We start from the raw sequence: 23973 nt of genomic DNA, 5'->3' as shown, positions 1-23973 counted from the left end.
CTGTAAAGTTTCACTCATGACGCGTCGTCTTGCCGAAGTCGCCCGCCAGGTCGGGGTCAGCGAAGCCACGGTCAGCCGGGTGCTCAACGGCCGGTCCGGGGTGTCCGCCAGCACCCGGGCCGCCGTGCTCACCGCGCTGGACGTGATGGGCTACGAACGCCCCACCCAGCTGCGCGGCGAGCGGGCCCGCCTGGTCGGGCTGGTGTTGCCGGAGCTGCAGAACCCCATCTTCCCCGCGCTGGCCGAGATCATGGGCAACGCCCTCGCCCAGCAGGGGTTCACGCCGGTGCTGTGCACGCGGACCGCGGGCGGGGTGTCCGAGGCGGAGTACGTCGAGCTGCTCCTGCAGCAGCAGGTGTCGGGCGTGGTGTTCGCCGGCGGGCTGTACGCGCAGGCCGACGCGGTCCACTCGCACTACCACCACCTCGTCGAGCGACGGCTCCCGACGGTGCTGATCAACGCGGCGGTCGACCACCTCGGGCTGCCGCAGGTGTCGTGCGATGACGCGGTGGCGGTCGAGCAGGTCGTCGGGCACCTGAGCTCGCTCGGGCACGAGAAGATCGGGCTGGTGCTCGGGCCGACCGACCACGTGCCGTCCCAGCGCAAGCTCGCGGCGTTCCAGTCGTACGCGGCGAAGCTCGGGCTGCCGGTGCTGGACGAGCTGGTGGAACACGGGATGTTCTCGATCGAGGGCGGCCACGCAGCGGCGGCCCGCCTGTACCCCCGCGGCGCGACGGCGGTGCTGTGCGCGAGCGACCTGCTGGCCCTGGGCGCGGTCCGCGCGGCACGTCGCCAGGGACTGTCGGTGCCGGAGGACATCTCGGTGGTCGGCTACGACGACTCGGCCCTGATGAACTGCACCGACCCGCCCCTGACGACCACCCGCCAGCCGATCGAGGCGATGGGCCGGGCGGTGGTGGAGCTGCTGGTCAAGCGCATCAACGGCGGCGAGGTGGCGGCGGAAGAGCTGCTGTTCGCACCGGAACTGGTGGTCCGCGGCTCCACCGCGCGCCGCACCGCCTGACCCCACCCCCGCAGAGCGCGACGGCCACCGGCCGTCGCGCTCTTTCGCGTGCCCGCGGGCGGCGGACTGAGCGGCGGGTTCGAAACCCGTCGCTCAGCCGGACGACACGCACACCGATGCACGACACGCGCCGGCCGTGTCGACTCCCCCATCACGCGAGCCGACCTCCTGATCACGTGTCGACTCCCCATCACGCGAGTCGACCCCCTGATCACGCGTGTCGTCCACCCACGCACGCGTGTCGCCCGCCCAGGTCCGTCGCTTCCGCTCTCCGGCGCCACCCTCCTGCCCTGCCGGGCACCAGCCGGACGCGGCCTGTTCGTAACTTGCAACTTCTCGTCGCCTTATTGCGTCGATCTGCTCTCACACTTTAGAGTGACCGCAATCACGTGACAGCCGTCGCGACCCCGAGAAGAGGCTTGAGATGAGCAGTCCCTGGTCCCGGACCGTGTCCCGCCGCACGTTGTGCCTGATCGCCGCAGGCGGTCTCGCGCTCTCCCTGGCCGCCTGCGGCGACGGGGACAACGCCGCCCAGACCGGCGGCAAGGTGAAGATCACGGTCACCGGCCAGCCGCCGACCAGTCAGCCGTTCGAGCGCAGCGTGTTCGACGCCGACGTCAAGGAGTTCGAGGCTTCCCACCCGAACATCCAGATCGAGCCCCACGAGGGGTTCATGGACCCGAAGACGTTCTCGGCGAAGCTCGCCGGCGGGCAGCTCGAGGACGTCTACTACGTCTACTTCACCGACCCGGCGCAGATCATCGCGCGCCACCAAGCCGCCGACATCACGGAAGCCGCCAAGAGCGTCCCGCACGTCAACGACATCAAGCCGGAACTGCTGGACAACTTCCGCGACGCGAACGGCAAGCTCTACGGCCTGCCGACGATGAACTACACGATGGGCCTGCTTTACAGCCGCCCGCTGTTCCAGAAGGCCGGGCTCGACCCGGACAAGCCGCCGGCGACCTGGGACGAAGTCCGCGCGGACGCCAAGAAGATCGCCGCGCTGGGCAACGGCGTCGTCGGGTACGCCGACTACAGCAAGAACAACCAGGGCGGCTGGCACATGACCGGCTGGATGTACTCGATGGGCGGCGACATCGCCCGCAAGGACGGCGACAAGTGGGCCGCCGACTTCGACAACGAAAAGGGCAAGCAGGCCCTGCAGTACCTGCACGACATGCGCTGGACCGACAACTCGATGGGCGCCAAGCAGCTCCTCGAAGCCACGGACGTCCAGCGCATGATGGGCGCCGGCCAGCTAGGCATGTACATGGCCGCCCCGGACAACGTGCCGGTGCTCGTCAAGCAGTTCAACGGCAAGTACGAGGACTACGGCATCGCCGGCATGCCCGGCGGCCAGGGCACGCTGCTCGGCGGCGAGGGCTACATGATCAACCCGAAGGCCTCCCCGGACAAGGTCAAGGCCGGCCTCGAGTGGATCCAGTGGAAGTACCTCAACCCGGACCGCTTCGAGAAGCACATCCAGCAGTACGTCGACGGCAAGCAGCCGGTCGGCCTGCCCGCCGAGCCGACCCCGGACGTCTGGCAGGGCGCGGTGCGTGACCAGCAGCTGGCCCTGAAGGCCAAGTACGCCAACGTCCCCGCGAAGAACTACCAGTCCTACGTGGACACCACCAGCAAGATCAAGGGCAGCATCGAGCCGCCGAACGCGCAGCAGATCTACGCCGCGCTCGACAGCGTCATGCAGGCGGTCCTCACCGACCAGAACGCGAACATCGACCAGCAGCTGTCGTCCGCGTCCTCGAAGGTCAACAGTGTCCTCGCCCAGGTCAAGTAGCCTGCTCGCCTGGCCCGCGACGTCCTCGTCGCGGGCCAGGCGCCCGGTCGCGTCCCCCGGGGAACGCCGCAAGACGAAGTTCCGCCGCAAACTCAAGGAGAACCTCACCGCGTACGGCCTGCTCTGCGCCGCGCTCGTGGTGTTCGCGCTCTTCTCCTGGTACCCGATCGTGCGCGGCGTGCTGCTGAGCTTCCAGCAGGTCGACTTCGTCAACGCGCCGACGTGGGTCGGGTTCGACAACTTCGAGCGGCTCTTCGCGGACCCGCTGTTCGGCGTCGCCTGGCGCAACACACTGCTGTTCACCGGGCTGGCGCTGGTCTTCGGGTTCGCCGTCCCCTTCCTGACCGCGGTGCTGCTGAACGAGATCCGGCACGCCAAGGCGTTCTTCCGGCTCGCCGTCTACCTGCCGGTGATGCTGCCGCCGGTAGTCACGGCGTTGATGTGGAAGTGGTTCTACGACCCGGGTCCCGGCCTGTTCAACTCCGCACTCGGCGCGGTGGGCCTGCCCGGCGGCCAGTGGCTCGACTCGTCGAGCACCGCGATGCTGTCGCTGGTGTTCGTCTCGACGTGGGCCAACATGGGCAGCACCACGCTGATCTACCTGGCCGCGCTCGGCACGATCCCCGGCGAGCTGTACGAAGCGGCGGAGCTCGACGGCGCCGGGCTGTGGAAGCGGCTGCGGCACGTGACGTTCCCGCAGACGCGGTTCGTGTTGCTGGTACTCCTGCTGCTGCAGATCGTCGCGACGATGCAGGTGTTCACCGAGCCGTACGTGATGACCGGCGGCGGCCCGGACGACTCGACGGTCACCGTGCTCCTGCTGCTCTACCGCTACGCCTTCGTCTACAACGACTTCGGCTCCGCGAGCGCGATGAGCCTGCTGCTGTTCGTGGCGCTCGGCGTGTTCTCGGCGTGGTACGTGCGGCTGACGCGGAAGGCGGACCAGACATGAGAACCCTCGTCTCCCCCGGCGCGCTGCGCAGCCCGCGCGGCAAGGTCGTCTACGGCGTCGTCTTCGCGTGCACGCTCGCGGTGTTCGTGCTGGCGTTCATGTTCCCGCTGTACTGGGTGATCACCGGCGCGATGAAGTCCCCGCAGGAGCTGGCGCAGACGCCGGCGACGCTCGTCCCGCACGAGTGGCACCCGGAGACCTTCGCCGACGCCTGGGACCAGCTGAGCCTGGGCAAGTACTTCCTCAACACGCTCGTCGTCGCCGGCGGCGCGTGGCTGGCGCAGCTGGCCATCGACGTCCCGGCCGCGTTCGCGCTGTCGAAGCTGCGGCCGAAGTTCGGCAACGTCGTGCTCGGCCTCATGCTGGCCACGCTGATGCTGCCGGCCACGGCCCTGCTCGTCCCGACGTACGTGACGGTGACGGACCTGCCGCTGCTGCACCTCAACCTGATCAACTCGCCGACCGCGGTGTGGCTCCCGGCGGCGGCGAACGCGTTCAACATCTACCTGCTGAAGCGGTTCTTCGACCAGATCCCGGACGAGCTGATCGAAGCGGCGCGCATCGACGGCGCCGGGCCGGTGCGCACGCTCTGGCGGATCATCCTGCCGATCTCGCGGCCGATCCTGGCCGTGGTGTCGATCCTCGCGGTGGTCACCGCGTGGAAGGACTTCATCTGGCCGCTGCTGGTGTTCCCGGACACCGAAAAGCAGACGCTCTCGGTGATGCTGCAACGGGTGGCGATCGACATGCCGCTCAACGTGCTCGTCGCCGGGATGGTGCTGGCCAGCCTGCCGATGGTGGCGCTGTTCCTGGCGTTCCAGCGGCAGATCCTCGCCGGGCTGACCGCCGGCAGCATCAAGGGCTGAGCCGGGTTTTCACGACGACTAGGAGGGCACTTTCGTGACCGACAAGACCGGCTGGTGGCGGAGCGCGGCGATCTACCAGGTCTACATCCGCAGCTTCGCGGACGGCAACGGCGACGGCGTGGGCGACCTCGCCGGCGTCCGCGCCCGGCTGGACCACCTGGCCGACCTGGGGATCGACGCGATCTGGTTCACGCCGTGGTACCCGTCGCCGATGGACGACGGCGGCTACGACGTCGCCGACTTCCGCGACATCGAGCCGCTGTTCGGCACGCTCGCCGAGGCGGAGGAGCTGATCGCCGAGGCGCACGCCCGCGGCATCCGGGTGATCATCGACATCGTGCCCAACCACTGCTCCGACGAGCACCGGTGGTTCCAGGCGGCCCTCGCGGCGGGCCCGGGTTCGCCGGAGCGGCAGCGGTTCTGGTTCCGGCCCGGCCGCGGCCCGGACGGCGCCGAGCCGCCGAACAACTGGAAGTCCCGCTTCGGCGGGTCCGCGTGGACGCGCGTGCCGGACGGCGAGTGGTTCCTGCACCTCTACAGCTCGCGCCAGCCGGACTTCAACTGGGAGAACCCGGACATCCGCCAGGAGTTCGAGGACGTCCTGCGGTTCTGGTTCGACCGCGGGGTCGACGGCTTCCGCATCGACGTCGCCGACGGGCTCGTCAAGGACCCGCGGCTGCCCGACGTCGACGAGGGTGACGAGACGCCGTTCTCCGACATGGAGGGCCTGCACGAGATCTACCGGTCGTGGCGCAAGATCGCCGACAGCTACGGCGGCGAGCGCGTGCTGGTCGGCGAGATGTGGCTGCCGGACATGTCCCGCGCGGCGCGCTACCTGCGCCGCGACGAGCTGCACTCGGCGTTCAACTTCGACTTCCTGGTCTGCCCGTGGGACGCGTCGCGCTTCCGGGACGTCATCACCCGGACGTTGCGGGCGCACGACGAGGTCGGCGCGCCGGCCGCGTGGGTGCTGTCGAACCACGACGTCACGCGGCACGTCACGCGCTACGGCCGGCAGGGCGACACCGGGTTCAGCTTCGCGAACCGGCTGCACGAGCTGCCGGTGGACCTGGAGCTGGGCACGCGCCGGGCGCGGGCGGCGGCGCTGCTGACGCTCGCGCTGCCCGGCGGCCTGTACGTCTACCAGGGCGAAGAGCTGGGGCTGTGGGAGGTCCTGGACATCGCGGACGAGCTGCGCCAGGACCCGGTGTGGGCCCGCACGAACGGCGCCGACCCGGGCCGCGACGGCTGCCGCGTCCCGATCCCGTGGTCGGGCGACGAGCCGCCGTTCGGCTTCGGTTCGGGGGACGCCTGGCTGCCGCAGCCGGCGGAATGGAAGGCCTACACGGCGGAAGCGGAGGCGGCGGACCCGGCGTCGATGCTGTCGCTGTACCGCGACGGCCTGCGGATCCGGCGTGAGCTTCCGGCCGAGGCCCTCGAGTGGCTCTCGCTGGACGACGGCCTGCTCGCGTTCCGGCTCGGGCCGGAGTTCACGTTCGCGCTGAACTTCTCGGCGTCCCCGGTGCCCTTGCCGCCGCACTCGGAGATCCTGCTGGCGAGCGGCCCGGTGACCGGTTCCCTGCCCACGGACACCGCGGTCTGGCTCCGGTCCTGAAAGCCGTGAATGGCTCATTGACGGACTTCAAGTCCGTCAATGAGCCATTCACGGACTTGCTACTTCGTCAGCTGCAGGATGTCGATGCCGCGGGCGTTGTCGGCCACGTAGACGTACTTGCCGTGCCAGTACGGCGCCCACGCGCTCGCGTCGCCCGGGCGGTAGTAGGCGATCTGACGCGGGTTCGTCGGGTCGCTGACGTCGAGGAACCGCGTGCCCTGCGCGTAGAACGACTGCACCAGGACCTTGCCGCGGACGTCGAAGTAGTGCGCGGAGCAGTCGTCCGACGCCGGGTCGCTGCCCTCCTGGCCGTTGACGCCCCAGGTGCCGACGCTCTGCAGGCGGAACGGCTGCTCGGGCGTCGAACGCCAGCCTTCGCCGTGGTAGGAGCCCTTCAGCGACGAGATCGTCAGGACGCCGTCACCCGCGCAGCCGTCGACGAAGTTCTCCTCCGTCGCGTAGATCAGGTCCTGGCCGCGCCAGGCGCCGTCACCGATGCGGTGGCCGGCCGGGTGGAAGCTGTTGTGCATGAACCGCGACGGCGCCGCGGTCTCGGCGATGCCGCCGCCGGCGTACGGGATCGGCTCGTGCGCCGTCGCGCGCCGGACCTTGTTCGTCAGCGGGTCGCGGTGCACGCCGTTCGTCCAGTAGCCGCGCACGCCGCCGCGCCCGGACACCCAGGCCACGCCGTCGCCGTCCACCTGGACGTCGTGCACGTAGTCGGTCTTGCCGTCGTTGCGGGCCAGCTCGATCGGCTGCGGGTTCACCTTCGGGTGCCGCGGGTCGCGGACGTCGGTGACCCAGATCGGGCGGCCGCCCCAGTCGGCGGGCTGGTCGTCGGCCTTCGCCGGGCCGCCGGTCCAGAGGTAGCGGCAGCCGTCGACGCAGCTGGTGGTGTGCCCGGCCGGGACCTTCGTGTAGCTCAGGATCGCCGGGGCCTCGGGCTTCGAGACGTCGACGACGTAGATGCCGGACTCGCCGGTGTGCGTGGTGCCGCCGAACGCGCGCGGGTCGCGGGACAGGAACACCAGCTTGCGGTCCGGGTCCACCTCGGTGTCCTCGGTCTCCCACAGGCCCGGCAGGCTGACCTGGCCGACCAGCTTCGGCGCGGCCGGGTTCTTCGTCAGGTCGTACACCTTCAGCCCGAACTCGCCGGACACGACCATGACGTCGCGGCGGCCGTAGTCGAGGAAGTTGACCGAGATGGCGCCGGCGGCGTCCGGCACGCTGCCGACGGCCTTGACGTTCTTGATCGCCCCCGGATCGCCCGGGGTGCGGGCGGCCGGAACGGCGGGCTTGTCGTCTTCGCCGCAGGCGGCGGCCGGAAGCCCGGTCGCGACCAGCGTGGCGCTGACGGTGACGGCGGCGAAGCACGACCGCAACCAGGTGCGCACGCAAACCTCCCAGAACGCTACGAGCGTGACCCAGCGAACGGTACGACGGAGATCAACCGGACACAAGCGCCTTTGGTTGGCGGCTGACTGGTAGGACTGGCCCATGCGCCTGCTCGCCCTGCTCGCCGTCGTGACCCTCGCCGTCACCGGCTGTTCCGATTCCGGCCCGGCTCGCCCCGGTGTCCTGTCCGCGGGCCTCCGGGAGCCCGCGACGCTGCTGCCCGCCGACGTCACCGACCAGGCGGGCCGGCTGGTGACCGGCGCGCTGTGGACCCCGCTCGCCGACTACGACGCGGCGACCGGGCAGCTCACGCCGCGCGCGGCCGAGTCGATCGAGAGCACCGACCGGGTGCACTGGACGGTCAAGCTGCGGCCGGCGACGTTCCACGACGGCACCCCGGTCACCGCTCATTCCTATGTGGACACTTGGCGAGCGGTCGCGGCTTCGAAGTGGGCCGCCGCGCCGGTGTTGACGAAGCTGGTGCGCGCCAAGGAGATCCGGGCGGCGGCGCCGGACACGATCAGCCTTGTCCTGGACCGCCCGTCCGGCCAGGTGCCCGCACTGCTCTCGGCGCCGGGCCTGGTGCCGCTGCCCGCGTCGGTGCTCGCCTCGCGCGACTGGGCGGGCTTCGCGAAGGCGCCGGTCGGCAACGGCCCGTACCGGCTCGACGGCGGGTGGCGGCCCGGCTCGGGCGGCACGCTGAAGCGCGTCGGCGAGGGCGTCGGCAAGGCCGCGGAGATCGAGCTGCGCGTCGGCGACCCGGCCGCCCAGTACGACGCGGTCAAGGCGGGCACGCTCGACCTCGCCACCGAGGTGCCCGGCGAGAAGCACGACGCCCTGCACGACGACTTCGGCGACGACCACCACGCGACCTGGGCGCTGCCGCGGGCCGGCTACCTCGCGTTCCCGGTGGCGAACCCGCGGTTCGCCGACGCGACGGTCCGCCACGGCTTCGCCCTCGGCGTCGACCGCGCGGCCCTCGAAGCCGGTCCGCTGGCCCACCAAGCCGACCCCGCCAAGGCGTTGCTGCCGCCGGCGGACGCCCCCGGCGAGCGGTCGGGCACCTGCCGGCCGTGCAGCTTCGACGCGGCGGCCGGCAAGGCTCTGCTGCAGCAGGCCGCCTTCCCGGGCGGCGCGACCGTCTACTTCGGACCATCGACCGAGGCGTGGACCCGGGCACTGGTGGTCGGCCTGCACAAGTCGCTGGACGTTTCGGTGACCGCCCAGGCGAAACCCTCGTCCGGCACTGTCGACGGGCCGTCCACACTGGACGTTTCGCTGACCACCGCGAGCCCGTACGAGCTGCTGTCGGCACTGGCGGCGGAGTCCGGCTACACCGACGAAGTGTTCCGCCAGAACCTCGAGCTCGCGGACGCGGCGGCCACCCCGGAGGAGGCGGGCGAGCTGTACCGGCTGGCGGAGAACCAGCTGCTGCGCGACCTCCCGGTGGCCCCGCTGTGGTCCGGCCACGGCCACGCGGTCTGGTCGTCGCGCGTCCACGACGTCCTGACGACGCCGTTCACCGGCCCGGTGCTGGCGGGGATCGGGGTCTCGTGACCTGGGACCCGGCGCCGCTGTCCGAGGTCGTCGCACTGTTCTCGGCGGTCCGGGTGCCGTGGTGGATCGCGGGCGGCCACGCGATCGAACTGGCCGTCGGACGGCCGGTCCGCGAGCACGCGGACGTCGACGTCCTGGTCCTGCGGCGTGACCAGCTCGCGGTCCAGGAGGCGCTGCGGCCGTGGGAGTGGTGGGCGGCGGACCCGCCGGGGACGCTGCGGCCGTGGCGGGCCGGTGAGCTGCTCCCCGAAGGCGTCGACGACATCTGGTGCCGCCCGGCCGCGGCCGGGCCGTGGCGGATCCAGGTGATGCTCGACGAGGCGGAGGGCGACGAGTGGGTCTCCCGCCGGAACCCCGCCGTGCGCCGCGCGGTGACCGGCCTCGGCGACGTCTCGGCGGACGGGATCCCTTACCTGGCACCGGAAGTACAGCTGTTCGCCAAGGCCCGCGGTACCCGGCCGAAGGACGAGCGGGACTTCGCCGCCGCGCTGCCGGTGCTGGGCGCCTCCCGACGGCAGTGGCTCGCGGACGCGCTCCGGACGGCGTTCGGCGAGCACCCCTGGCTCGCCCGCCTCTAGACCGCGGCGTGCTCAGCCAGGGTCTCGATGAACGCCGTGGTCAACGGGTCCGGAGCGGCCCGGGTGTAGGCGGCCAGCGGGCGGCGCACCGGCACCGACGGCCGCAGGACCCGGCCGTCGAACCGCGCCGGCAGGACGTTCGCCGGGACCAGCGCGGGGCCGAGACCCGCCGCGGCGAGGATCGGCGCCGCGGCCGTCTGCTCGGTGCGGACCGCCGCGCGGGGGCGGAACCCCGCCGCCGCGCACGCCGCGTCGACCAGCTCGGCCAGGCCGTTGCCCGGCGCGTAGTGCACCCATGCGCAGCCGGCGAGCGTGGCCAGGTCGACCGCACCGGATGCGTCGTCTTCCGAAGCGCCGTCCGCCGGGAGCACGACCACGAACTCCTCGACTCCCAGCTCGCGCACCGGCCCCGGCCAGGAGGACGGGAGCGGGCCGAGCGCGACGTCGGCCTCGCCGGCCGTCATCGCCTCCCGCAGCTCGTCGGCGTGCCGGAACTCGATCAGCCGGACGTCGACGTCCGGCCGGGCGCGCCGCCACACGCGCAGCGCCGGCGGCAGGACGCCGAGGCTCATCGAGTAGACCGTCGCGACCTGCAGTTCCCCCGCCGTCGTGCCGGACGCGAGCCGGGCGGCGCAGCGCGCGCGTTCGGCGTCGGCCAGCGCTGCCCGCGCGTGCGGGAGCATCGCCCGGCCCATCGGGGTGAGCCGCACGGCGCGGGGCAGGCGCTCCAGCACCGGCCCGCCGAGGCTCTGTTCGAGGGCCCGCACCTGGTGCGACAACGCGGGCTGCGTCACGTGCAGCTGTTCGGCCGCGCGGGTGAAGGAGCCGGTGTCGACCACCGTGACCAGGTACTCCAGCTGCCGCAGGCTTGTCATGAGCTCAGCTTATCGCCGAGATGAAAAGCAAGCCTTGGACTTATCGCGCCCGCGTGCGCAGGCTCGATGCCATGGAACGCAAGACAGCCCTGGTCGCCGGGGCCAACGGGATCATCGGCCGGAACCTCGTCGAGCACCTGCGGGCGGACGGCGGCTGGGACGTCGTCGGCCTCTCCCGCCGCGGCGGCGACGGCCTCGCCGTGGACCTCCTCGACCCGGCGGACACCCAGGCCAAGGTCGGGGCGCTGACCGGCGTCACGCACCTCTTCTACACGGCTTACCAGGACCGGCCGACGTGGGCCGAGCTGGTTCCGCCGAACCTGGCGATGCTGACGAACCTCGTCGACGCGGTGGACCCCGCCGCCCTCGAGCACGTCAGCCTGATGCAGGGGTACAAGGTCTACGGCGCGCACCTCGGCCCGTTCAAGACCCCGGCGCGCGAGACCGACGCGGGGCACATGCCGCCCGAGTTCAACGTCGACCAGCAGGCGTTCCTCGAACGCCGGGCGGGTTCGTGGACGTGGTCGGCGATCCGGCCGTCGGTGGTCGGCGGCACGGCGCTGGGGAACCCGATGAACCTGGCGCTGGTGATCGCGGTGTACGCGTCGATCTCGAAGGAGCTCGGCCTGCCGCTGCGGTTCCCGGGCAAGCCCGGCGCGTATGACAGCCTGCTGGAGATGACGGACGCGGGCCTGCTGGCCGACGCGACGGTCTGGGCGACGGGCCAGGAGGGCGCGTTCAACATCGCGAACGGCGACCTGTTCCGGTGGCGCGAGCTGTGGCCGAAGCTGGCGGCGTACTTCGGGCTGGAGGTCGCGCCGCCCCTGCGGATGTCCCTGGCGGACGTGATGGCCGACAAGGGTCCACTGTGGACCTCCATGGCGGCCCGGTACGGCTTGTCGGCCTCGTATGCGGACGTGTCGTCCTCGTGGGCGTTCGGCGACTTCGTGTTCGGCTGGGACTACGACATGTTCGCGGACACGTCGAAGTCGCGGCGGGCGGGCTTCTCCACCTACGTCGAGACGGAACAGATGTTCTACCGGCTGTTCGACGAGTTCCGGAAGGCGCAGGTGATCCCCTAGTGTCGCGCGTCCGAGGTTCGTTGACAGCGGCCCGGCCCTGCGCGCCGAGGTGGCATCGGGTGCATCGGACCCGGATCTGCCGAGAGTCGCGGCGGCAGGTCCGGCGACATGAATGAGTCATTCATGTCGCCGGACGAGGTGAATGGGTCATTCACTGCATCGCGGCCGGGACTGCACGGGTCGGGCAACGCGCGACACTAGCCGCGGCCGATGAAGGGCATGGTCGTCGCGGTGAGGGTGAGGAACTGGACGTTGGCGTCGAGCGGCAGCGCGGCCATGTACCGCACCGCGTCGGCGACGTGCCGGACGTCGAACGTCGGCTCGGCGACGACCCGGCCGTCGGCCTGCGGGATACCGGCGGCCATCCGCTCGGTCATCTCCGTGGCGGCGTTGCCGATGTCGATCTGCCCGCAGGCGACGTTCCACGCGCGGCCGTCGAGCGAGATCGACCGGGTGAGGCCGGTGACCGCGTGCTTGGTCGCGGTGTAGGCGACGCTCTCGGGCCGCGGGACGTGCGCGGAGATGGAGCCGTTGTTGACGATCCGGCCGCCGCGCGGGTCCTGGTCCCGCATCAGCCGCGCGGCCTGCCGGGCGCAGAGGAACATCCCGGTGAGGTTGACGTCGACGGTCCGCTTCCAGTCCTCGACGGACAGGTCGGCCACGGTCCCCGCGGCGCCGATCCCGGCGTTGTTGACGAGCAGGTCGAGCCGCCCCCACTCGGCGCGAACGGCGTCGAAGAGGCCTTCGACGGAGGCCTCGTCCGAGACGTCGGCGGGATGAACGAGAGCGTTCTCGAAGCCGGCGGCGGTTTCGGCGAGGGCGTCTTCGCGCCGCCCGGCGAGGGCGACGAGGTAACCGTCTTCCAGAAGGGCCCGCGCCACGGCCCGCCCGATGCCCGAACCGGCCCCGGTCACCACCGCGGTCTTCGCCATCACGCCTCCTAGACTGCCCGGATGGGACTTCGCGAGAGCTTTCAGGCCGGCCTCGCCCGACAACTCGGCCACCCTAGCGGCCTGCGGGGCCGGCTCGTCGGCGCGATGCTCAACCGCCGCAACCACACCGCGGTGGTGAAGGCGGTGGCGGCCCTGGAGCTGTCGGGCGGCGAAACCGCCTTGGACATCGGCTTCGGCGGCGGGCTGGGGCTCACGCTGCTGCTGCGCGAGGCCGGCACGGTGCACGGCGTGGACATCTCGGCGACGATGCTCGAGCGGGCGCGGGAGACGTTCCGCAAAGAGATCGCGACGGGCAGGCTGGTGGTGAGCGAGGGCTCGATGACGGCGCTCCCCTTGGCCGCCGGCTCGGTCGACGCGATCGTCTCGACGAACACGGTCTACTTCGTGGACGACCTCGGGAAGGCCTTCGCGGAGGTCGCGCGGGTGCTGGCGCCGGGCGGGCGGTTCGTGCTGGGCATCGGCGACCCCGACCTGATGGGTCGGTCGCGGATGCTGACGGAGAACGGCTTCCGCATCCGCCCGATCGCCGAGATCGAAGCGACCCTCGACGCGGCGGGCCTGGCGCTGTCGCGGCACGAACGGTTCGCCCACAGCGGCCTCGGCTTCCACCTGCTGGTCGCCGGAAACGGCGAACCGGGGGCCCGGCCGGAGCCGGACCCCCGATCGTAGGTGCCTCTACCTGGCCTGGACGCCCAGCGCGGCGAGCGCCGGGCCGGCCATGATCACGCCGTTGCCGGTCACCGTGTCGAACCCGGGCGCACCCAGGTCGATCGCCGAGGACACCAGCGCCGACCGGATCTCGGCCGGGGTCGCCGTCGGCTTGCCCGACAGCAGCAGCGCCGCGATCGCCGCCGCGTGCGGGGCCGCCGCCGACGTCCCGTAGAACGGCTGGAACCCGGTCACCGACGTGGCCACGCCGTCGGCCGCCGTGATGTCCGGCTTGTTCCGCGTCGTCCCGCCCGTCGAGGTCACGTTGCCCGGGGTGATCGCCGTGCCGTCGGCGTTGTAGAACAGGTGGCGCTTGCCGTCGGAGGAGAAGCGCTCCCACTTGCTCGCCGCGGTGAACTGGCCGGGGTACGGGCCCGCCGGGTTGGCCGGGTCACCGGTCTCCAGCGGCCGCGTGAACGCGGGACCGGCCGGGGCCGCCGCCACGCTGAACGCGTTCGCCGCCGCCGAGTGGCCGTTCGTGACGCCGTCGGTGCTGAACGCCTTGAGCGAACCCGAGGCGACGAACCGGCCGCGGATCACGTTGAGCGCGATGAACCGGTCCGCGCCGCTGTACTTGACCACGGCGACCTTGTAGCCGGAGCCGGTGGTGGGCACGCTGGCGATCTCGTACGGGTTCTGCGAGCCGGACTGGCCGTTCTCGCTGGAGGCCACGACGCTGCCCGACGAGTTCAGGATGAACAGGTCGTAGTCGTTGGCGGACTTGCCCCACGGGTCGGACCAGAACAACGTCACCGGCTTGCCGAGCGAGCCGGCCGAAAGCGCGTCGAAGTTCTGCGTGGTGGCACTCGGGTCGAAGTCGTGCGGGGTGCCGGTGACGCCGCTGATCTTCGACGAGGAGGCGCGGAAGTCGCCTTCGTAGTAGCCGCTGGTGCCGTCGGTCGCGTTGCCCGAGTTGCCGGCCGAGGAGAAGTACAGGACACCGGCCGCGGTGACGTCGTTGACCGCCTGCGCGACCTGCGTGTCCTGGAACGGCGACTCGTCGAAGTAGGCGACGTCGTCGACGATGATCGTGCAGTGGCCGGTGGTGCGCAGGGCGCGGATGTTCGCGGCGAAGCTCGCCTCGCTGGTGAACGCGGTCGCGAACCCGAGCGCGGCGTCCGGCGCGAGGTCGTGGACGATCTCCAGCATCGCGGTGCCCTCGTCGCCGCTGCCCTTCTGGCCGGACAGGACGTCCACCGCGGGCAGCTCGCCGGCGCCCTGCGACTTCGCCAGCGAGTCGACGCCGTCGGAGAGCACGCAGACCTTGACGCCGGAGCCGCTGACGCCGTAGGTCGTGCGGGCGGTGTCGGCGCCGTGCGCCTTGTCGCCTTCGGAAACCTGGGTCGCGGCGGCCTGCGCCGCCTGCGCGGCCGCGGCCTGGCGGAAGTCCCGGTTGCCCGCCTCGCTCCAGGTCGTCGCCTGCGCGGCCGGCTTGATCTCGGCGACGTCGGCGCGCCCGGCGATCGCGTCCACGGCCGACAGCGGGAGGTCGGCGCGGACGGCGCCGTCCGGCGAGGCGAAGCGGACGGTGCCGCCCGCCGCCTTGACGGCGTTCGCGACGGCCTGGTCGCGGGTGGCCGCGATGTCGACCGAGACGGTGCCCGCGGCGCTGACGCCGACGCCCGAGCGGTAGTCGGGCAGCTTCGCGGCCAGGGACCGGTCGGCCCGCAACCGCTTCTCGACGACCAGTTGGCTCGATTGCTTGCGCTCGGCGGGGGTCAGGCTCTTCTTGATGCCCTGCAGCGCGTTGATGCCCGCCTCGGTGCGCGCGGCCGCCGCGTCCACGGTGGACGGCTGCGCCGCCGAGACCCCCGTCGTCAGCAGCAATGCACCGACCGTCAGCGGAACCGCGTGCGCGGCGACCCGGCTGAATCTCACCATCGATTTCTCCCTGCGGTACTCGGTCACCTGACCGAATGACACCCGACCGGGTGTAATGGGGAGAATCTAAGGAGTGACCGGGCGGGGATCCAGCGACCAAAGTCGGGAACGTCCGTCCGTCCACATGCTGGAACGATCAGGGCCGGAAGGGGAACCGCGAGTTCCCTCGAGTCAGGGCCACGGCAGCACCCGCAACCGCGGCCACTGGGTCAGCCACCGGGCGGCTTTGGTTTCGTAGACCTCGCGCGGGGCGAGCACGGGGTTCGGCCGGACGACCATGGCGAAGAGGTCGTCGAGCCCGCGGGGTGCGTGGAAGTGCCAGGTCCCGTCCCGCTCGAGGCGGACACCGATGCACGAACAGACCGACGGGAAGGCGTCGATCGCCGACTCCGTGGTCGGGTAGGGACGGCAGGGCAGGCCGAACTTGGCTTCGTACCAGAGGTGCACGCGGGCTTCGTTGCGCACTTCCACCTCGGCGGGCAGGTCTTCGCACCGGGCCGCCACGGTCCGGATCACGCGGTCTTCCGCGTCCCAGCCGAGGTCGGCCGCGTCGTGGTAGACGAGGTCGTAGTCCTGGATCCCGCGTGCGGCTCCCCGTTCGCTCAGGACGTTCCACACGGTCTGCACCACGCAGCCCGCCGCGAAGTACCAGTGCGGCAGGTCGAACTCCCGGGCGCGGTGCAGCAGCTCGACGAGGATCTCGTTGTGCGACAGGATGTCCTGAAGTCGTTCGAAGTCCGCCATGGGGTCACCGTAAGCTGCCCCGCATGGGCCGGCCCGAAATCCTCCGCGCGACACCGGCGCAAGCCGGCGCCCTGACCGCCTTGATGCACGCTTCGGCCGCATACCAGGGCGACTACGCGTCCATCCTCGACGGCTACGCGGTCACGCCCGCCTACATCGCGGGCAACCCGACCTTCGCCGCCATGGCCGGCGACGAGCTGCTCGGCTTCTACTCGCTGCTCGAAGATCCCCCGGAACTCGACATCCTGTTCGTGGCGGACGCCGCGCAGGGGCTCGGCCTCGGCGCGCGCCTGATCGCGCACATGCTCCGGGAAGCCCGGGCGCGGGGGATGCGCGACGTCCGCGTCGTCTCGCATCCGCCCGCGCTGCCGTTCTACCTCCGCATGGGCGCGCGGCGCACCGGCACGATCCCGGCGGCCCCGCCGAAGGTCCGGTGGGACCGGCCGGAGCTGCGCTTCGACGTCCCTACAGGTTGATCATGTGCCCGGCGAGGCCGTGGACGGCTTCCTTCACCGCTTCGCCCAGCGTCGGGTGGGCGTGGACGTTCCGCGCGACCTCGTGCACCGTCAGATCCCACTGCTGCGCCAGCGTCAGCTCGGGCAGCAGCTCCGTGACGTCCGGCCCGATCAGGTGCCCGCCGATGAGCTCTCCGTGCGTGCGATCGCTGATCAGCTTCACGAACCCGCCGGCGTCCCCGAGACCCTGGGCCTTCCCGTTGGCCGTGAACGGGAACTTCGCCACCTGGACGTCGAAGCCCTTCTCGCGCGCCTGCTCCTCCGTCCAGCCGAAGCTGGCGATCTGGGGCTGGCAGTACGTCGCGCGCGGGATCATCGGGAAGTCGAGCTCCATCGTCTCCGCGCCCGCGATCGTCTCCGCCGCGACCACGCCCATCGATTCGGACGCGTGCGCCAGCATCAGTTTCGCCGTCACGTCCCCGATCGCGAAGAGGTGCGGGACGTTCGTGCGGCCGCGGCCGTCGATCGCGATCGCGCCCCGGTCGGTCAGCGCGACGCCGGTCTTCTCCAGCCCGTAGCCCTCGACCCGCGGCTGGAACCCGATCGCCTGCAGGACCTTGTCCGCCTCGAGGACCTGCTTCCCGTCCTTCTCCGAAGACACCGTCACGTGCACCGAAGAATCCGACTCGTCGATCGACTCGACCCGCGTGGACGTCAGCACCTTGATGCCGAGCTTGCGGTAGCGGCGTGCCAGCTCCGCCGACACCTCGGCGTCCTCCAGGGGCACCATCCGGTCGAGGAACTCGACGATCGTGACGTCGACGCCGTAGTTGTGCAGCACGTAGGCGAACTCGACGCCGATCGCGCCCGCACCGGCGATGATGATGCTCGAGGGCAGCTCGCTCGAGAGGATCTGCTCTTCGTACGTCACCACGCGCGAGCTGCGCGACGTGCCCGGCAGCAACCGCGTCGTCGCGCCCGTCGCGATGATGCAGTGGTCGAAGGTCACCTGCGAGCCGTTGACCTCGAGGGTGTGGTCGTCGACGAACGTGCCGTGCCCGTCGAACTCGGTGATCTTGTTCTTCTTCATGAGGAAGTGCACGCCTTTGACGCGCCCGTCGGCGACCTTCCGGCTCCGCTCGTAGGCGGCCGTGTAGTCGACGCGGATCGGGCTGTCGGACGAGATCCCGAACGCCTTCGCCTCCTGCGTCACGACGTGCGCCAGCTCGGCGTTGCGCAGCAGTGCCTTCGACGGGATGCACCCGACGTTCAGGCAGACGCCGCCCCAGTACTTCTCCTCGACCACCGCGGCGCTCAGCCCCAGCTGGGACGCGCGGATCGCCGCGACGTAGCCGCCCACTCCGGCCCCCAGCACGACGACATCAAAGTGTTGTGCACTCATGCGCCCGAAAGTACCCCTTCCGGCCCGGCCGGGCGGGGTGACGCCGACCTCACGCGGCGAACGGGCGCCGCTCGCCGCGGATCGACTCCAGCAGCGCCGTCACCGCCGCCATGATCCGCGCCGTCGCCTCCTCCAGCACCTCGCGGGTGAGCGGGCGGCCGCGCAGGTCGGACAGGTCGACCGGCGGTCCCGCCACCAGCTCGACGGTCTTGCGCGGGATGCTGCGGGGGAACCACGCCGTCGACGGCAGCAGATGGTGGGTCCCCCAGTTGGCCACCGGGATCACCGGCGCGCCGGTCTCCAGGGCCGCCCGCACGATGCCGGTCTTGCCGCGCATCGGCCAGCCGCCGGGGTCCTTCGAGAACGTGCCTTCGGGGAAGACCGCGACGCACTCGCCGGCCCGCACGGAGCCGACCAGGTCGCGGTAGGCCTCCGCCGCCGTCGCCGCGCCGCGGTAGACCGGGATGTGCCGCCCCGAGCGCATCACGCGGTTCACCACCGGCAGCTTCCACAGCGAGGCCTTCGCCAGGTACCGCGGCACGCGGCCGGCGGCCAGGCAGAACGCCGTCAAGGTCGTCGGGTCGGCGAACGACAGGTGGTTCGACGCCACCAGGACGCCCCCGGTCTTCGGGATGTGGTGTGAGCCGCGCACCCGGAAGCGGGTCGTCTGGACGAGGAACTGCCACACGACCTCGATCGCGAAGCTGTACCAGGCGCCCCGGCCGGCGCGGGCGAAGCGCCGGCCGTAGGCGATCATCTGGCGTCGGGTGAGCAGCTCACCCTCGATGTCCAGGGCGGTCCAGCGGTCCATGGCTGTCATTCGTAGCCGAAGACCGGGCGGATCGGCCCTCGCGGACGCCGAACGCGGCGCAGATCACACGCGCTCGAGCACCACCACGGGGATCTCGCGGTCGGTCTTCTTCGCGTACTCGTTGTAGTCCGGCCAGACGGCGGCGAGCTTCTCCCACAGCTTCGCGCGCTCCTCGCCCTCGGCCGTACGGGCGCGGGCGGTGAACTTGTCGGCCTTGACCTGCACGCCGACCTCGGGGGTCTCGACGAGGTTGAAGTACCAGCCGGGGTGGTTCGGCGCGCCACCCTTGGAGGCCACGATCACCGGGTTGCCGTCGACCTCCTGGTAGATCAGGGCGAACTTGCGCTCCTGGCCGGTCTTGCGGCCCTTCGTGGTCAGCACCAGTGTCGGGACGCCTTCCTTCCACTCGTGGCCGACCTCGCCGTCGGTCTCCTCGTAGCGGCGGACGTGCTCGTCACCGAACAGCATGCGTGGTTCCTTTCGCGGTTCATCGGCAGTGGCGTACTCACCACTTGAAGGTTCTCCTTGTTTTCAACACACCCGCCACCGCCGATCTTCCCCGCACGTTTCACTCGAACGGGTCAGGTCCCCCGGCCAGCGGCTTCTCCCGGCCCACCCTCCTCCCAGTAGATTGCACCGACCGAGCACGCGGAGACACTCGAAACCGATCTTGGAGGAGCCAGCCATGAAGGCCCGGCCGCACGTGACACTGGAAGACGTGGCACGCAGCGCGAACGTCTCGCTCGCGACGGCGTCGCGGGTGCTCAACGGCACCGCGTCCGTCCGCGCCGACCTGCGGGAGCGGGTTTCCGCCGCCGCGGCCGAGCTGGCCTACGCCCCGAACGCGCACGCGCAGGCGCTCGCCGGCGGCACGCACCGCACGGTCGGCGTGATCTGCCACGACGTCGGCGACCCGTACTTCGCCGCGATCGCCGGCGGGGTGATGCGGGTGGCCACCGACAACGGGCTGCTCGTCATGCTGGCCGGCACCTTCCGCGACCCGGACCGCGAGGTCGCCTACGTCTCGACGCTGCGCGCGCAGCGAGCCGCCGCCATCCTGCTGATCGGCTCGGCGTTCGAGGACCGCGCGTGGGAACGCGCGATGGCGGCCGAGCTGGAGCCGTACCGCCGCGGCGGCGGGCAGGTCGCGGCGGTCAGCCGGCACCGCGGGCTCAAGATCGACACCGTCCAGCCGGACAACAAGGGCGGCGCCGCGGCGCTGGCCGAGGCGCTGGTCGGGCTCGGCCACAAGCGGTTCGCCGTGCTCGCCGGGCCGCGGAAGCTGAGCACGGTCGTCGACCGGCTGGCGGGGTTCACCGACGCGCTCGCCGGACACGGCATCACCCTGCGCGAAGACGACGTCGTCGAGGCCGCCTTCACCCGCGACGGCGGCTACGAAGCGACGAAGCGGCTGCTCGCCGGCCGCAAGCGCAAGCTGCCGACCTGCGTCTTCGCCGTCACCGACGTGATGGCGATCGGCGCGCTGACGGCGTTGCGCGAGGAAGGCCTGTCCGTGCCCGGCGACATCTCGGTCGCCGGCTTCGACGACATCCCGGTGGTCCGCGACCTGGTCCCGGCGCTGACCACGGTCCGGCTGCCGCTGGAGGAGCTGGGCGAGCGGGCGATGGACCTGGCGATCAAGGGGGCCGGGGGCACCCGGCCGCGGACCGTCCGGCTTTCCGGCGAGGTCGTCCTGCGAGAAAGCACCGCGCGCCCCAAGCGCTGACGGCCGCGACGACGTGAATGACTCATTCCTGTCGTCGGACGACAGGAATGAGTCATTCACGTCGTTCGTACCCCACCCGGCCGGGCCTTGTCGTGCCTGGGCGCAGGCCTTACCGTGAATCGAGAAAGCGCTTTCTGACTCTCTGGAGGTTTCCCGATGCTCCTGCTCCCGGTCCCCGGCGGCGGGCTCGTGAAGTGGGCACCATCCGGCCCACCGCCGCCCGCGCCACCGGGTGAACCCCCGTCGTCGCGGATCGCCTACGCCGCCGCGCACGTCGTCGCCGACGCGCTGGCCGACGAGCCCGGCGCCGTGGACTGGGACACGACGCTGGCCTTCCGCGAGCACCTCTGGTCGTGCGGGCTCGGCGTCGCGGAGGCCATGGACACCGCACAGCGCGGCATGGGCCTCGACTGGGCCACGACGAAGGAACTGGTCACCCGCACCGGGGTGATCGCCGCGGGACGCCGGTGGTGCGCCGGCGTCGGCACCGACCAGCTGCCGGCGGGACCGGCCACTCCGGCGTCCATTGTGGACGCCTGGCGGGAGCAGCTGGACCTGGTCGGCGGCGCGGGCGCGGTCCCGGTCGTCATGGCGAGCCGGGCACTGGCCGCGGCGGCGCGAGGTCCCGGCGACTACCACGCGGCCTACGGGAAGCTGCTGTCCGAGGCGAGCGGACCGGTCCTGCTGCACTGGCTGGGCGAGCAGTTCGACCCGGCGCTGGCCGGGTACTGGGGGCACGACGACGTCCGCGCCGCGGCCCGCGAGCTGGCGGCCCTGTGCGCCGAGCACGCGGGCACCGTCGCCGGGGTGAAGGTCTCGGTCCTGGACGCCGAGGTGGAGACGGAGTTCCGGCGCGCGCTGCCCGCAGGCGTCGCCTGCTACACCGGCGACGACTTCCACTACCCGCAGCTCATCGCCGGCGACGACCGGGGCCACAGCGAGGCCCTGCTCGGCATCTTCGACCCGATCGCGCCGGTCGCCGCGGCGGGGCTGCGTCGGCTGGACGACGGCGACCGCGCGGGGTTCCACGCCCTGCTCGACCCGACCGTGCCACTGGCGCGCGAGATCTTCCGCGCCCCGACCCGGCACTACAAGACCGGCGTTGTCTTCCTCGCCTACTTGAACGGCCATCAAGAGCACTTCCGGATGCTCGCCGGGAACGAGTCCGCGCGCACGATCACCCACCTCGCCACGCTGCTGCGGCTGGCCGACGCGGCCGGCGCGCTCGCCGACCCCGAGCTGGCCGTCGCCCGGATGCGGCCGCTGCTGCAGGCCGCGGGGGTGGCGTGATGGACCCGCGGTTCAGCCTCAACCAGATCACCACCAAGGCCTGGTCGCTGCCCGAAGCGGTGGCCGGGTGCGCCGCGGCCGGCGTCGGCTGGATCGGGCTGTGGCGGGACAAGGTCGCGGAAACCGGCGTCGGCGAGGCCGCGCGCCTGCTCAAGGAGCACGGCGTCCGGGTTTCGTCGTTGTGCCGCGGTGGGTTCTTCACCGGCGTGACGCCCGAAGGGTCCCCTGTGGACGGTGTGGCGCAGACGCGGGAGGCCATCGACGAGGCCGCGACGCTGGGTGCCGACGTCCTCGTGCTGGTCGTCGGCGGGATCGCGGGCAACGACCTCGCCGCGTCCCGGCAGCGGGTCGCGGACGCCGTGGGCGAGCTCGCGCCGTACGCCGGCGAGCGCGGCGTACGGCTCGGCCTGGAACCGCTGCACCCGATGCAGTGCGCGGAGCGGTCCGTTTTGTCCACTGTGGACCAGGCGGTGAAGATCGCCCAGGAGCACCCCGCCGAGCAGGTCGGGGTGATCGTCGACGAGTTCCACGTCTGGTGGGACCCGCGGATCGAGGAGTCGATCGCCGCGGCCGCCGGCCGGATCGCCGGCTTCCACGTGTGCGACGTCCTCGTGCCCCTGCCCGACCCGCTGCTGGGCCGCGCGCTGCCGGGCGACGGCCCGATCGACCACCGCCACCTGCGCGCCCGCGTCGAGGCCGCGGGCTACACCGGCCCGATCGAGGTCGAGGTGTTCAACGCCGGGCTGTGGGCCCGGCCGGGGGCGGAGGTGCTCGCCGAGACCGTCGCGGCGTTCGAGCGGTACGTGGCCTGAGCCGTCCGTCCCCCCGTACGCTGGGGCCATCAGGCGGACGGGGGGGTCGCTCGATGATGGCGGAAGACGACGGAGCGGTCCGGAGCGTGCTGCGCGCGTTCGACCTGCTCGCTCTCTTCACCGAGCATCACCGGACGTGGGCGGTCAAGGACCTCACCGCCGCCAGCGGCCTCGCGAAGACCACGGTTCTGCGGCTGGTCGCCACCTGCGAACAGCGCGGCCTGCTCTGGACGCGCCCGGACGGGCGGGTCACCGTCGGGCCGGGGATGCTGCGCTGGGCCCAGCTGGCCAACACCGCGTGGCAGCTGCCCGAGCCGGTCCGCCAGGTCCTGCGCGAGCTGGCGCAGGAATACGGCGAAACGGTCAATTTGTACGTCCGCAGCACCGAAGTGCTCGTCTGCGTGGCCCAGCAGGAGGGCTCGCGGGCCATCCGGCACGTCGGCCGCGTCGGGGACGAGCTGCCGCTCGGGTGCGGGGCCGCCGGGCAGGTGCTCGCCGGCGCGGCCGAGGGCACCGCGGTCAGCCACGGCGAGCCGGAGCCGGGCGCGTCCAGCGTCGCCGCCGCGGTGCTCGACGGCGACGGGCGGCTGCTGGCGGCGCTGGCGGTCACCGGCCCCACCACGCGCTTCACGGCCGAGGCCGTGGCGAGGTTCGGCGCGGGAGTGACGGAAGCCTCACGGCGCATTTCGCGCATCGGTTTCGGTGCCCGGCCGGAGTAGAACGTAGGCTCCCGGCATGCCGAACCTGCTGGTGGTGGAAGACGACGCCGCGATCGGCAGCGTGCTCGAATCGACCCTGCGACTGCACGGTTACCAGGTGTGCTGGCGCCGCGACGGCCGCACCGCCCTGCAGGCCGCCGAGGCCGGCGACTTCGACCTCGTGCTGCTCGACCTCGGTCTCCCCGACCTCGACGGCGTCGAGGTCTGCCGCCGCCTGCGGGCCGCGCTGCCCGCCTCGGTGCTGGTCATCCTCACCGCCCGGCAGGAGGAGATGGACGTCGTCGTCGGCCTCGACGCCGGCGCCGACGACTACCTCACCAAGCCGATCCGGCTGGGCGAGCTGCTGGCCCGGGTGCGCGCGCACCTCCGCCGCGGCGCGCCGGCCGCGGCCCGGCCCCCGGTGACCGTCGGCGGGCTGACCGTCGACATCGCCGGCCGCCGCGCCACCCTGGGCGGACGCGAGGTGGTGCTGCGGGCCAAGGAGTTCGACCTGCTGGCGCGGCTGGCCGAGCAGCCCGGAGTCGCCGTCAGCCGCGAGACGCTGATGGCCGAGGTCTGGGACGCGCACTGGTACGGCTCGACGAAGACCCTGGACGTGCACATCGCGGCGGTGCGCCGCAAGCTCACCTCGGCGGCCGGGCCCGGGGCCGAGGTGCCCCGGATCGCCACCCTGCGCGGGCACGGGTACCGGCTGGAGGATCCCACGCGGACCCTCGCCGAAGGTTAG

Annotated in this window: 23 protein-coding genes; 15 read left to right on the top strand and 8 right to left on the bottom strand. The window is 71.8% G+C overall.

Annotation, left to right across the window (positions count from 1 at the left end; translation table 11 throughout):
* The first annotated feature begins 16 nt into the window (after positions 1-16).
* From QRX60_RS24450 to QRX60_RS24430, 5 genes are all read left to right on the top strand, one after another.
* Positions 17-1024 carry a LacI family DNA-binding transcriptional regulator gene (locus tag QRX60_RS24450; protein ID WP_286003106.1) on the top strand — a complete coding sequence of 336 codons (1008 nt, stop codon included), beginning with the start codon at positions 17-19 and terminating at the stop codon, positions 1022-1024.
* Positions 1025-1448: 424 nt separating this feature from the next.
* The gene (locus QRX60_RS24445; protein ID WP_286003105.1) at positions 1449-2825 is read left to right on the top strand and encodes an ABC transporter substrate-binding protein; all 1377 of its coding nucleotides are present in this window, start codon (positions 1449-1451) and stop codon (positions 2823-2825) included.
* Positions 2803-3777, top strand: a complete 975-nt coding sequence (locus QRX60_RS24440) for a carbohydrate ABC transporter permease (RefSeq protein WP_286003104.1) — start codon at positions 2803-2805, stop codon at positions 3775-3777. Before QRX60_RS24445 ends, QRX60_RS24440 begins: the two co-directional genes overlap by 23 nt.
* A complete protein-coding gene (locus QRX60_RS24435) occupies positions 3774-4643 on the top strand; it encodes a carbohydrate ABC transporter permease (RefSeq protein ID WP_286003103.1) in 870 nt (289 codons plus the stop codon). Before QRX60_RS24440 ends, QRX60_RS24435 begins: the two co-directional genes overlap by 4 nt.
* Positions 4644-4677: 34 nt before the next feature.
* On the top strand, positions 4678-6258 hold the full coding sequence (locus QRX60_RS24430) for a glycoside hydrolase family 13 protein (protein WP_286003102.1): 1581 nt from the start codon (positions 4678-4680) through the stop codon (positions 6256-6258).
* A gap of 59 nt (positions 6259-6317) precedes the next feature.
* Here the strand turns inward: QRX60_RS24430 and QRX60_RS24425 are convergent, their stop codons facing one another.
* Positions 6318-7652: an LVIVD repeat-containing protein gene (locus QRX60_RS24425; RefSeq protein ID WP_286003101.1), complete on the bottom strand. Its 1335-nt coding sequence runs from the start codon at positions 7650-7652 to the stop codon at positions 6318-6320.
* A 103-nt stretch (positions 7653-7755) separates the two neighbouring features.
* Here QRX60_RS24425 and QRX60_RS24420 point away from each other — a divergent pair, with 103 nt between their 5' ends.
* On the top strand, positions 7756-9210 hold the full coding sequence (locus QRX60_RS24420; protein WP_286003100.1) for a peptide ABC transporter substrate-binding protein: 1455 nt from the start codon (positions 7756-7758) through the stop codon (positions 9208-9210).
* Positions 9207-9788, top strand: coding sequence for a nucleotidyltransferase domain-containing protein (locus tag QRX60_RS24415; protein WP_286003099.1), 582 nt, complete (start codon positions 9207-9209; stop codon positions 9786-9788). Before QRX60_RS24420 ends, QRX60_RS24415 begins: the two co-directional genes overlap by 4 nt.
* Here QRX60_RS24415 and QRX60_RS24410 read toward each other — a convergent pair.
* Entirely contained in the window at positions 9785-10663 is an 879-nt protein-coding gene (locus QRX60_RS24410; RefSeq protein ID WP_286003098.1) for a LysR family transcriptional regulator, read from the bottom strand. The two genes, QRX60_RS24415 and QRX60_RS24410, sit on opposite strands and share 4 nt — an antisense overlap.
* Before the next feature lie 71 nt (positions 10664-10734).
* Here QRX60_RS24410 and QRX60_RS24405 point away from each other — a divergent pair, with 71 nt between their 5' ends.
* Positions 10735-11745, top strand: a complete 1011-nt coding sequence (locus QRX60_RS24405; RefSeq protein ID WP_286003097.1) for an SDR family oxidoreductase — start codon at positions 10735-10737, stop codon at positions 11743-11745.
* Between the two features lie 197 nt (positions 11746-11942).
* Here the strand turns inward: QRX60_RS24405 and QRX60_RS24400 are convergent, their stop codons facing one another.
* The gene (locus QRX60_RS24400; protein ID WP_286003096.1) at positions 11943-12677 is read right to left on the bottom strand and encodes an SDR family oxidoreductase; all 735 of its coding nucleotides are present in this window, start codon (positions 12675-12677) and stop codon (positions 11943-11945) included.
* A gap of 105 nt (positions 12678-12782) precedes the next feature.
* Between QRX60_RS24400 and QRX60_RS24395 the strand changes: the two genes are divergently transcribed.
* Complete coding sequence (locus tag QRX60_RS24395; protein WP_286003095.1) at positions 12783-13367, top strand: class I SAM-dependent methyltransferase; 585 nt, start codon at positions 12783-12785, stop codon at positions 13365-13367.
* 6 nt (positions 13368-13373) lie between these two features.
* On the opposite strand, the gene QRX60_RS24390 is transcribed toward QRX60_RS24395, so the two are convergent.
* Positions 13374-15287, bottom strand: a complete 1914-nt coding sequence (locus QRX60_RS24390; protein ID WP_286003094.1) for a S8 family serine peptidase — start codon at positions 15285-15287, stop codon at positions 13374-13376.
* A gap of 171 nt (positions 15288-15458) precedes the next feature.
* Entirely contained in the window at positions 15459-16031 is a 573-nt protein-coding gene (locus QRX60_RS24385) for a nucleotidyltransferase family protein (RefSeq protein ID WP_286003093.1), read from the bottom strand.
* A gap of 23 nt (positions 16032-16054) precedes the next feature.
* Here QRX60_RS24385 and QRX60_RS24380 point away from each other — a divergent pair, with 23 nt between their 5' ends.
* On the top strand, positions 16055-16507 hold the full coding sequence (locus QRX60_RS24380) for a GNAT family N-acetyltransferase (RefSeq protein ID WP_286003092.1): 453 nt from the start codon (positions 16055-16057) through the stop codon (positions 16505-16507).
* Here QRX60_RS24380 and lpdA read toward each other — a convergent pair.
* The 3 genes from lpdA to QRX60_RS24365 form a co-directional block, all read right to left on the bottom strand.
* Positions 16497-17888 (bottom strand): dihydrolipoyl dehydrogenase, encoded by a 1392-nt coding sequence (gene lpdA, locus QRX60_RS24375; protein WP_286003091.1) that lies wholly within the window; start codon positions 17886-17888, stop codon positions 16497-16499. The two genes, QRX60_RS24380 and lpdA, sit on opposite strands and share 11 nt — an antisense overlap.
* Positions 17889-17937: 49 nt before the next feature.
* Positions 17938-18699, bottom strand: a complete 762-nt coding sequence (locus tag QRX60_RS24370) for a lysophospholipid acyltransferase family protein (RefSeq protein WP_286003090.1) — start codon at positions 18697-18699, stop codon at positions 17938-17940.
* A gap of 63 nt (positions 18700-18762) precedes the next feature.
* Positions 18763-19167, bottom strand: a complete 405-nt coding sequence (locus tag QRX60_RS24365; RefSeq protein ID WP_286003089.1) for a nitroreductase family deazaflavin-dependent oxidoreductase — start codon at positions 19165-19167, stop codon at positions 18763-18765.
* 217 nt (positions 19168-19384) lie between these two features.
* Here QRX60_RS24365 and QRX60_RS24360 point away from each other — a divergent pair, with 217 nt between their 5' ends.
* The 5 genes from QRX60_RS24360 (at position 19385) to QRX60_RS24340 (ending at position 23973) form a co-directional block, all read left to right on the top strand.
* Positions 19385-20425, top strand: coding sequence for a LacI family DNA-binding transcriptional regulator (locus QRX60_RS24360; RefSeq protein WP_286003088.1), 1041 nt, complete (start codon positions 19385-19387; stop codon positions 20423-20425).
* A gap of 156 nt (positions 20426-20581) precedes the next feature.
* Positions 20582-21715 (top strand): DUF993 family protein, encoded by a 1134-nt coding sequence (locus QRX60_RS24355; RefSeq protein WP_286003087.1) that lies wholly within the window; start codon positions 20582-20584, stop codon positions 21713-21715.
* Positions 21715-22527 (top strand): sugar phosphate isomerase/epimerase family protein, encoded by an 813-nt coding sequence (locus tag QRX60_RS24350; protein ID WP_286003086.1) that lies wholly within the window; start codon positions 21715-21717, stop codon positions 22525-22527. Before QRX60_RS24355 ends, QRX60_RS24350 begins: the two co-directional genes overlap by 1 nt.
* 53 nt (positions 22528-22580) lie before the next feature.
* Positions 22581-23246: an IclR family transcriptional regulator gene (locus QRX60_RS24345; RefSeq protein ID WP_286003085.1), complete on the top strand. Its 666-nt coding sequence runs from the start codon at positions 22581-22583 to the stop codon at positions 23244-23246.
* A 16-nt stretch (positions 23247-23262) separates the two neighbouring features.
* Positions 23263-23973, top strand: a complete 711-nt coding sequence (locus tag QRX60_RS24340; protein ID WP_286003084.1) for a response regulator transcription factor — start codon at positions 23263-23265, stop codon at positions 23971-23973.

Source organism: Amycolatopsis mongoliensis (assembly GCF_030285665.1).
GTDB lineage: Bacteria > Actinomycetota > Actinomycetes > Mycobacteriales > Pseudonocardiaceae > Amycolatopsis > Amycolatopsis mongoliensis.
Note: the sequence above shows the minus strand (reverse complement) of the source record. Positions and strands in the feature narration are given on the sequence as shown.

What these genes read in the sequence shown, in the direction of transcription:
- QRX60_RS24405 (WP_286003097.1), top strand. Translation starts at nt 10,735, where the DNA reads ATGGAACGCAAGACAGCCCTGGTCGCCGGGGCCAACGGGATCATCGGC.
- QRX60_RS24355 (WP_286003087.1), top strand. Translation starts at nt 20,582, where the DNA reads ATGCTCCTGCTCCCGGTCCCCGGCGGCGGGCTCGTGAAGTGGGCACCA.
- QRX60_RS24380 (WP_286003092.1), top strand. Translation starts at nt 16,055, where the DNA reads ATGGGCCGGCCCGAAATCCTCCGCGCGACACCGGCGCAAGCCGGCGCC.
- QRX60_RS24410 (WP_286003098.1), bottom strand. Translation starts at nt 10,663, where the DNA reads ATGACAAGCCTGCGGCAGCTGGAGTACCTGGTCACGGTGGTCGACACC.
- QRX60_RS24450 (WP_286003106.1), top strand. Translation starts at nt 17, where the DNA reads ATGACGCGTCGTCTTGCCGAAGTCGCCCGCCAGGTCGGGGTCAGCGAA.
- QRX60_RS24345 (WP_286003085.1), top strand. Translation starts at nt 22,581, where the DNA reads ATGATGGCGGAAGACGACGGAGCGGTCCGGAGCGTGCTGCGCGCGTTC.
- QRX60_RS24400 (WP_286003096.1), bottom strand. Translation starts at nt 12,677, where the DNA reads ATGGCGAAGACCGCGGTGGTGACCGGGGCCGGTTCGGGCATCGGGCGG.
- QRX60_RS24350 (WP_286003086.1), top strand. Translation starts at nt 21,715, where the DNA reads ATGGACCCGCGGTTCAGCCTCAACCAGATCACCACCAAGGCCTGGTCG.
- QRX60_RS24370 (WP_286003090.1), bottom strand. Translation starts at nt 18,699, where the DNA reads ATGGACCGCTGGACCGCCCTGGACATCGAGGGTGAGCTGCTCACCCGA.
- QRX60_RS24360 (WP_286003088.1), top strand. Translation starts at nt 19,385, where the DNA reads ATGAAGGCCCGGCCGCACGTGACACTGGAAGACGTGGCACGCAGCGCG.
- QRX60_RS24385 (WP_286003093.1), bottom strand. Translation starts at nt 16,031, where the DNA reads ATGGCGGACTTCGAACGACTTCAGGACATCCTGTCGCACAACGAGATC.
- QRX60_RS24395 (WP_286003095.1), top strand. Translation starts at nt 12,783, where the DNA reads ATGCTCAACCGCCGCAACCACACCGCGGTGGTGAAGGCGGTGGCGGCC.
- QRX60_RS24340 (WP_286003084.1), top strand. Translation starts at nt 23,263, where the DNA reads ATGCCGAACCTGCTGGTGGTGGAAGACGACGCCGCGATCGGCAGCGTG.
- QRX60_RS24420 (WP_286003100.1), top strand. Translation starts at nt 7,756, where the DNA reads ATGCGCCTGCTCGCCCTGCTCGCCGTCGTGACCCTCGCCGTCACCGGC.
- lpdA (WP_286003091.1), bottom strand. Translation starts at nt 17,888, where the DNA reads ATGAGTGCACAACACTTTGATGTCGTCGTGCTGGGGGCCGGAGTGGGC.
- QRX60_RS24445 (WP_286003105.1), top strand. Translation starts at nt 1,449, where the DNA reads ATGAGCAGTCCCTGGTCCCGGACCGTGTCCCGCCGCACGTTGTGCCTG.
- QRX60_RS24435 (WP_286003103.1), top strand. Translation starts at nt 3,774, where the DNA reads ATGAGAACCCTCGTCTCCCCCGGCGCGCTGCGCAGCCCGCGCGGCAAG.
- QRX60_RS24365 (WP_286003089.1), bottom strand. Translation starts at nt 19,167, where the DNA reads ATGCTGTTCGGTGACGAGCACGTCCGCCGCTACGAGGAGACCGACGGC.
- QRX60_RS24390 (WP_286003094.1), bottom strand. Translation starts at nt 15,287, where the DNA reads ATGGTGAGATTCAGCCGGGTCGCCGCGCACGCGGTTCCGCTGACGGTC.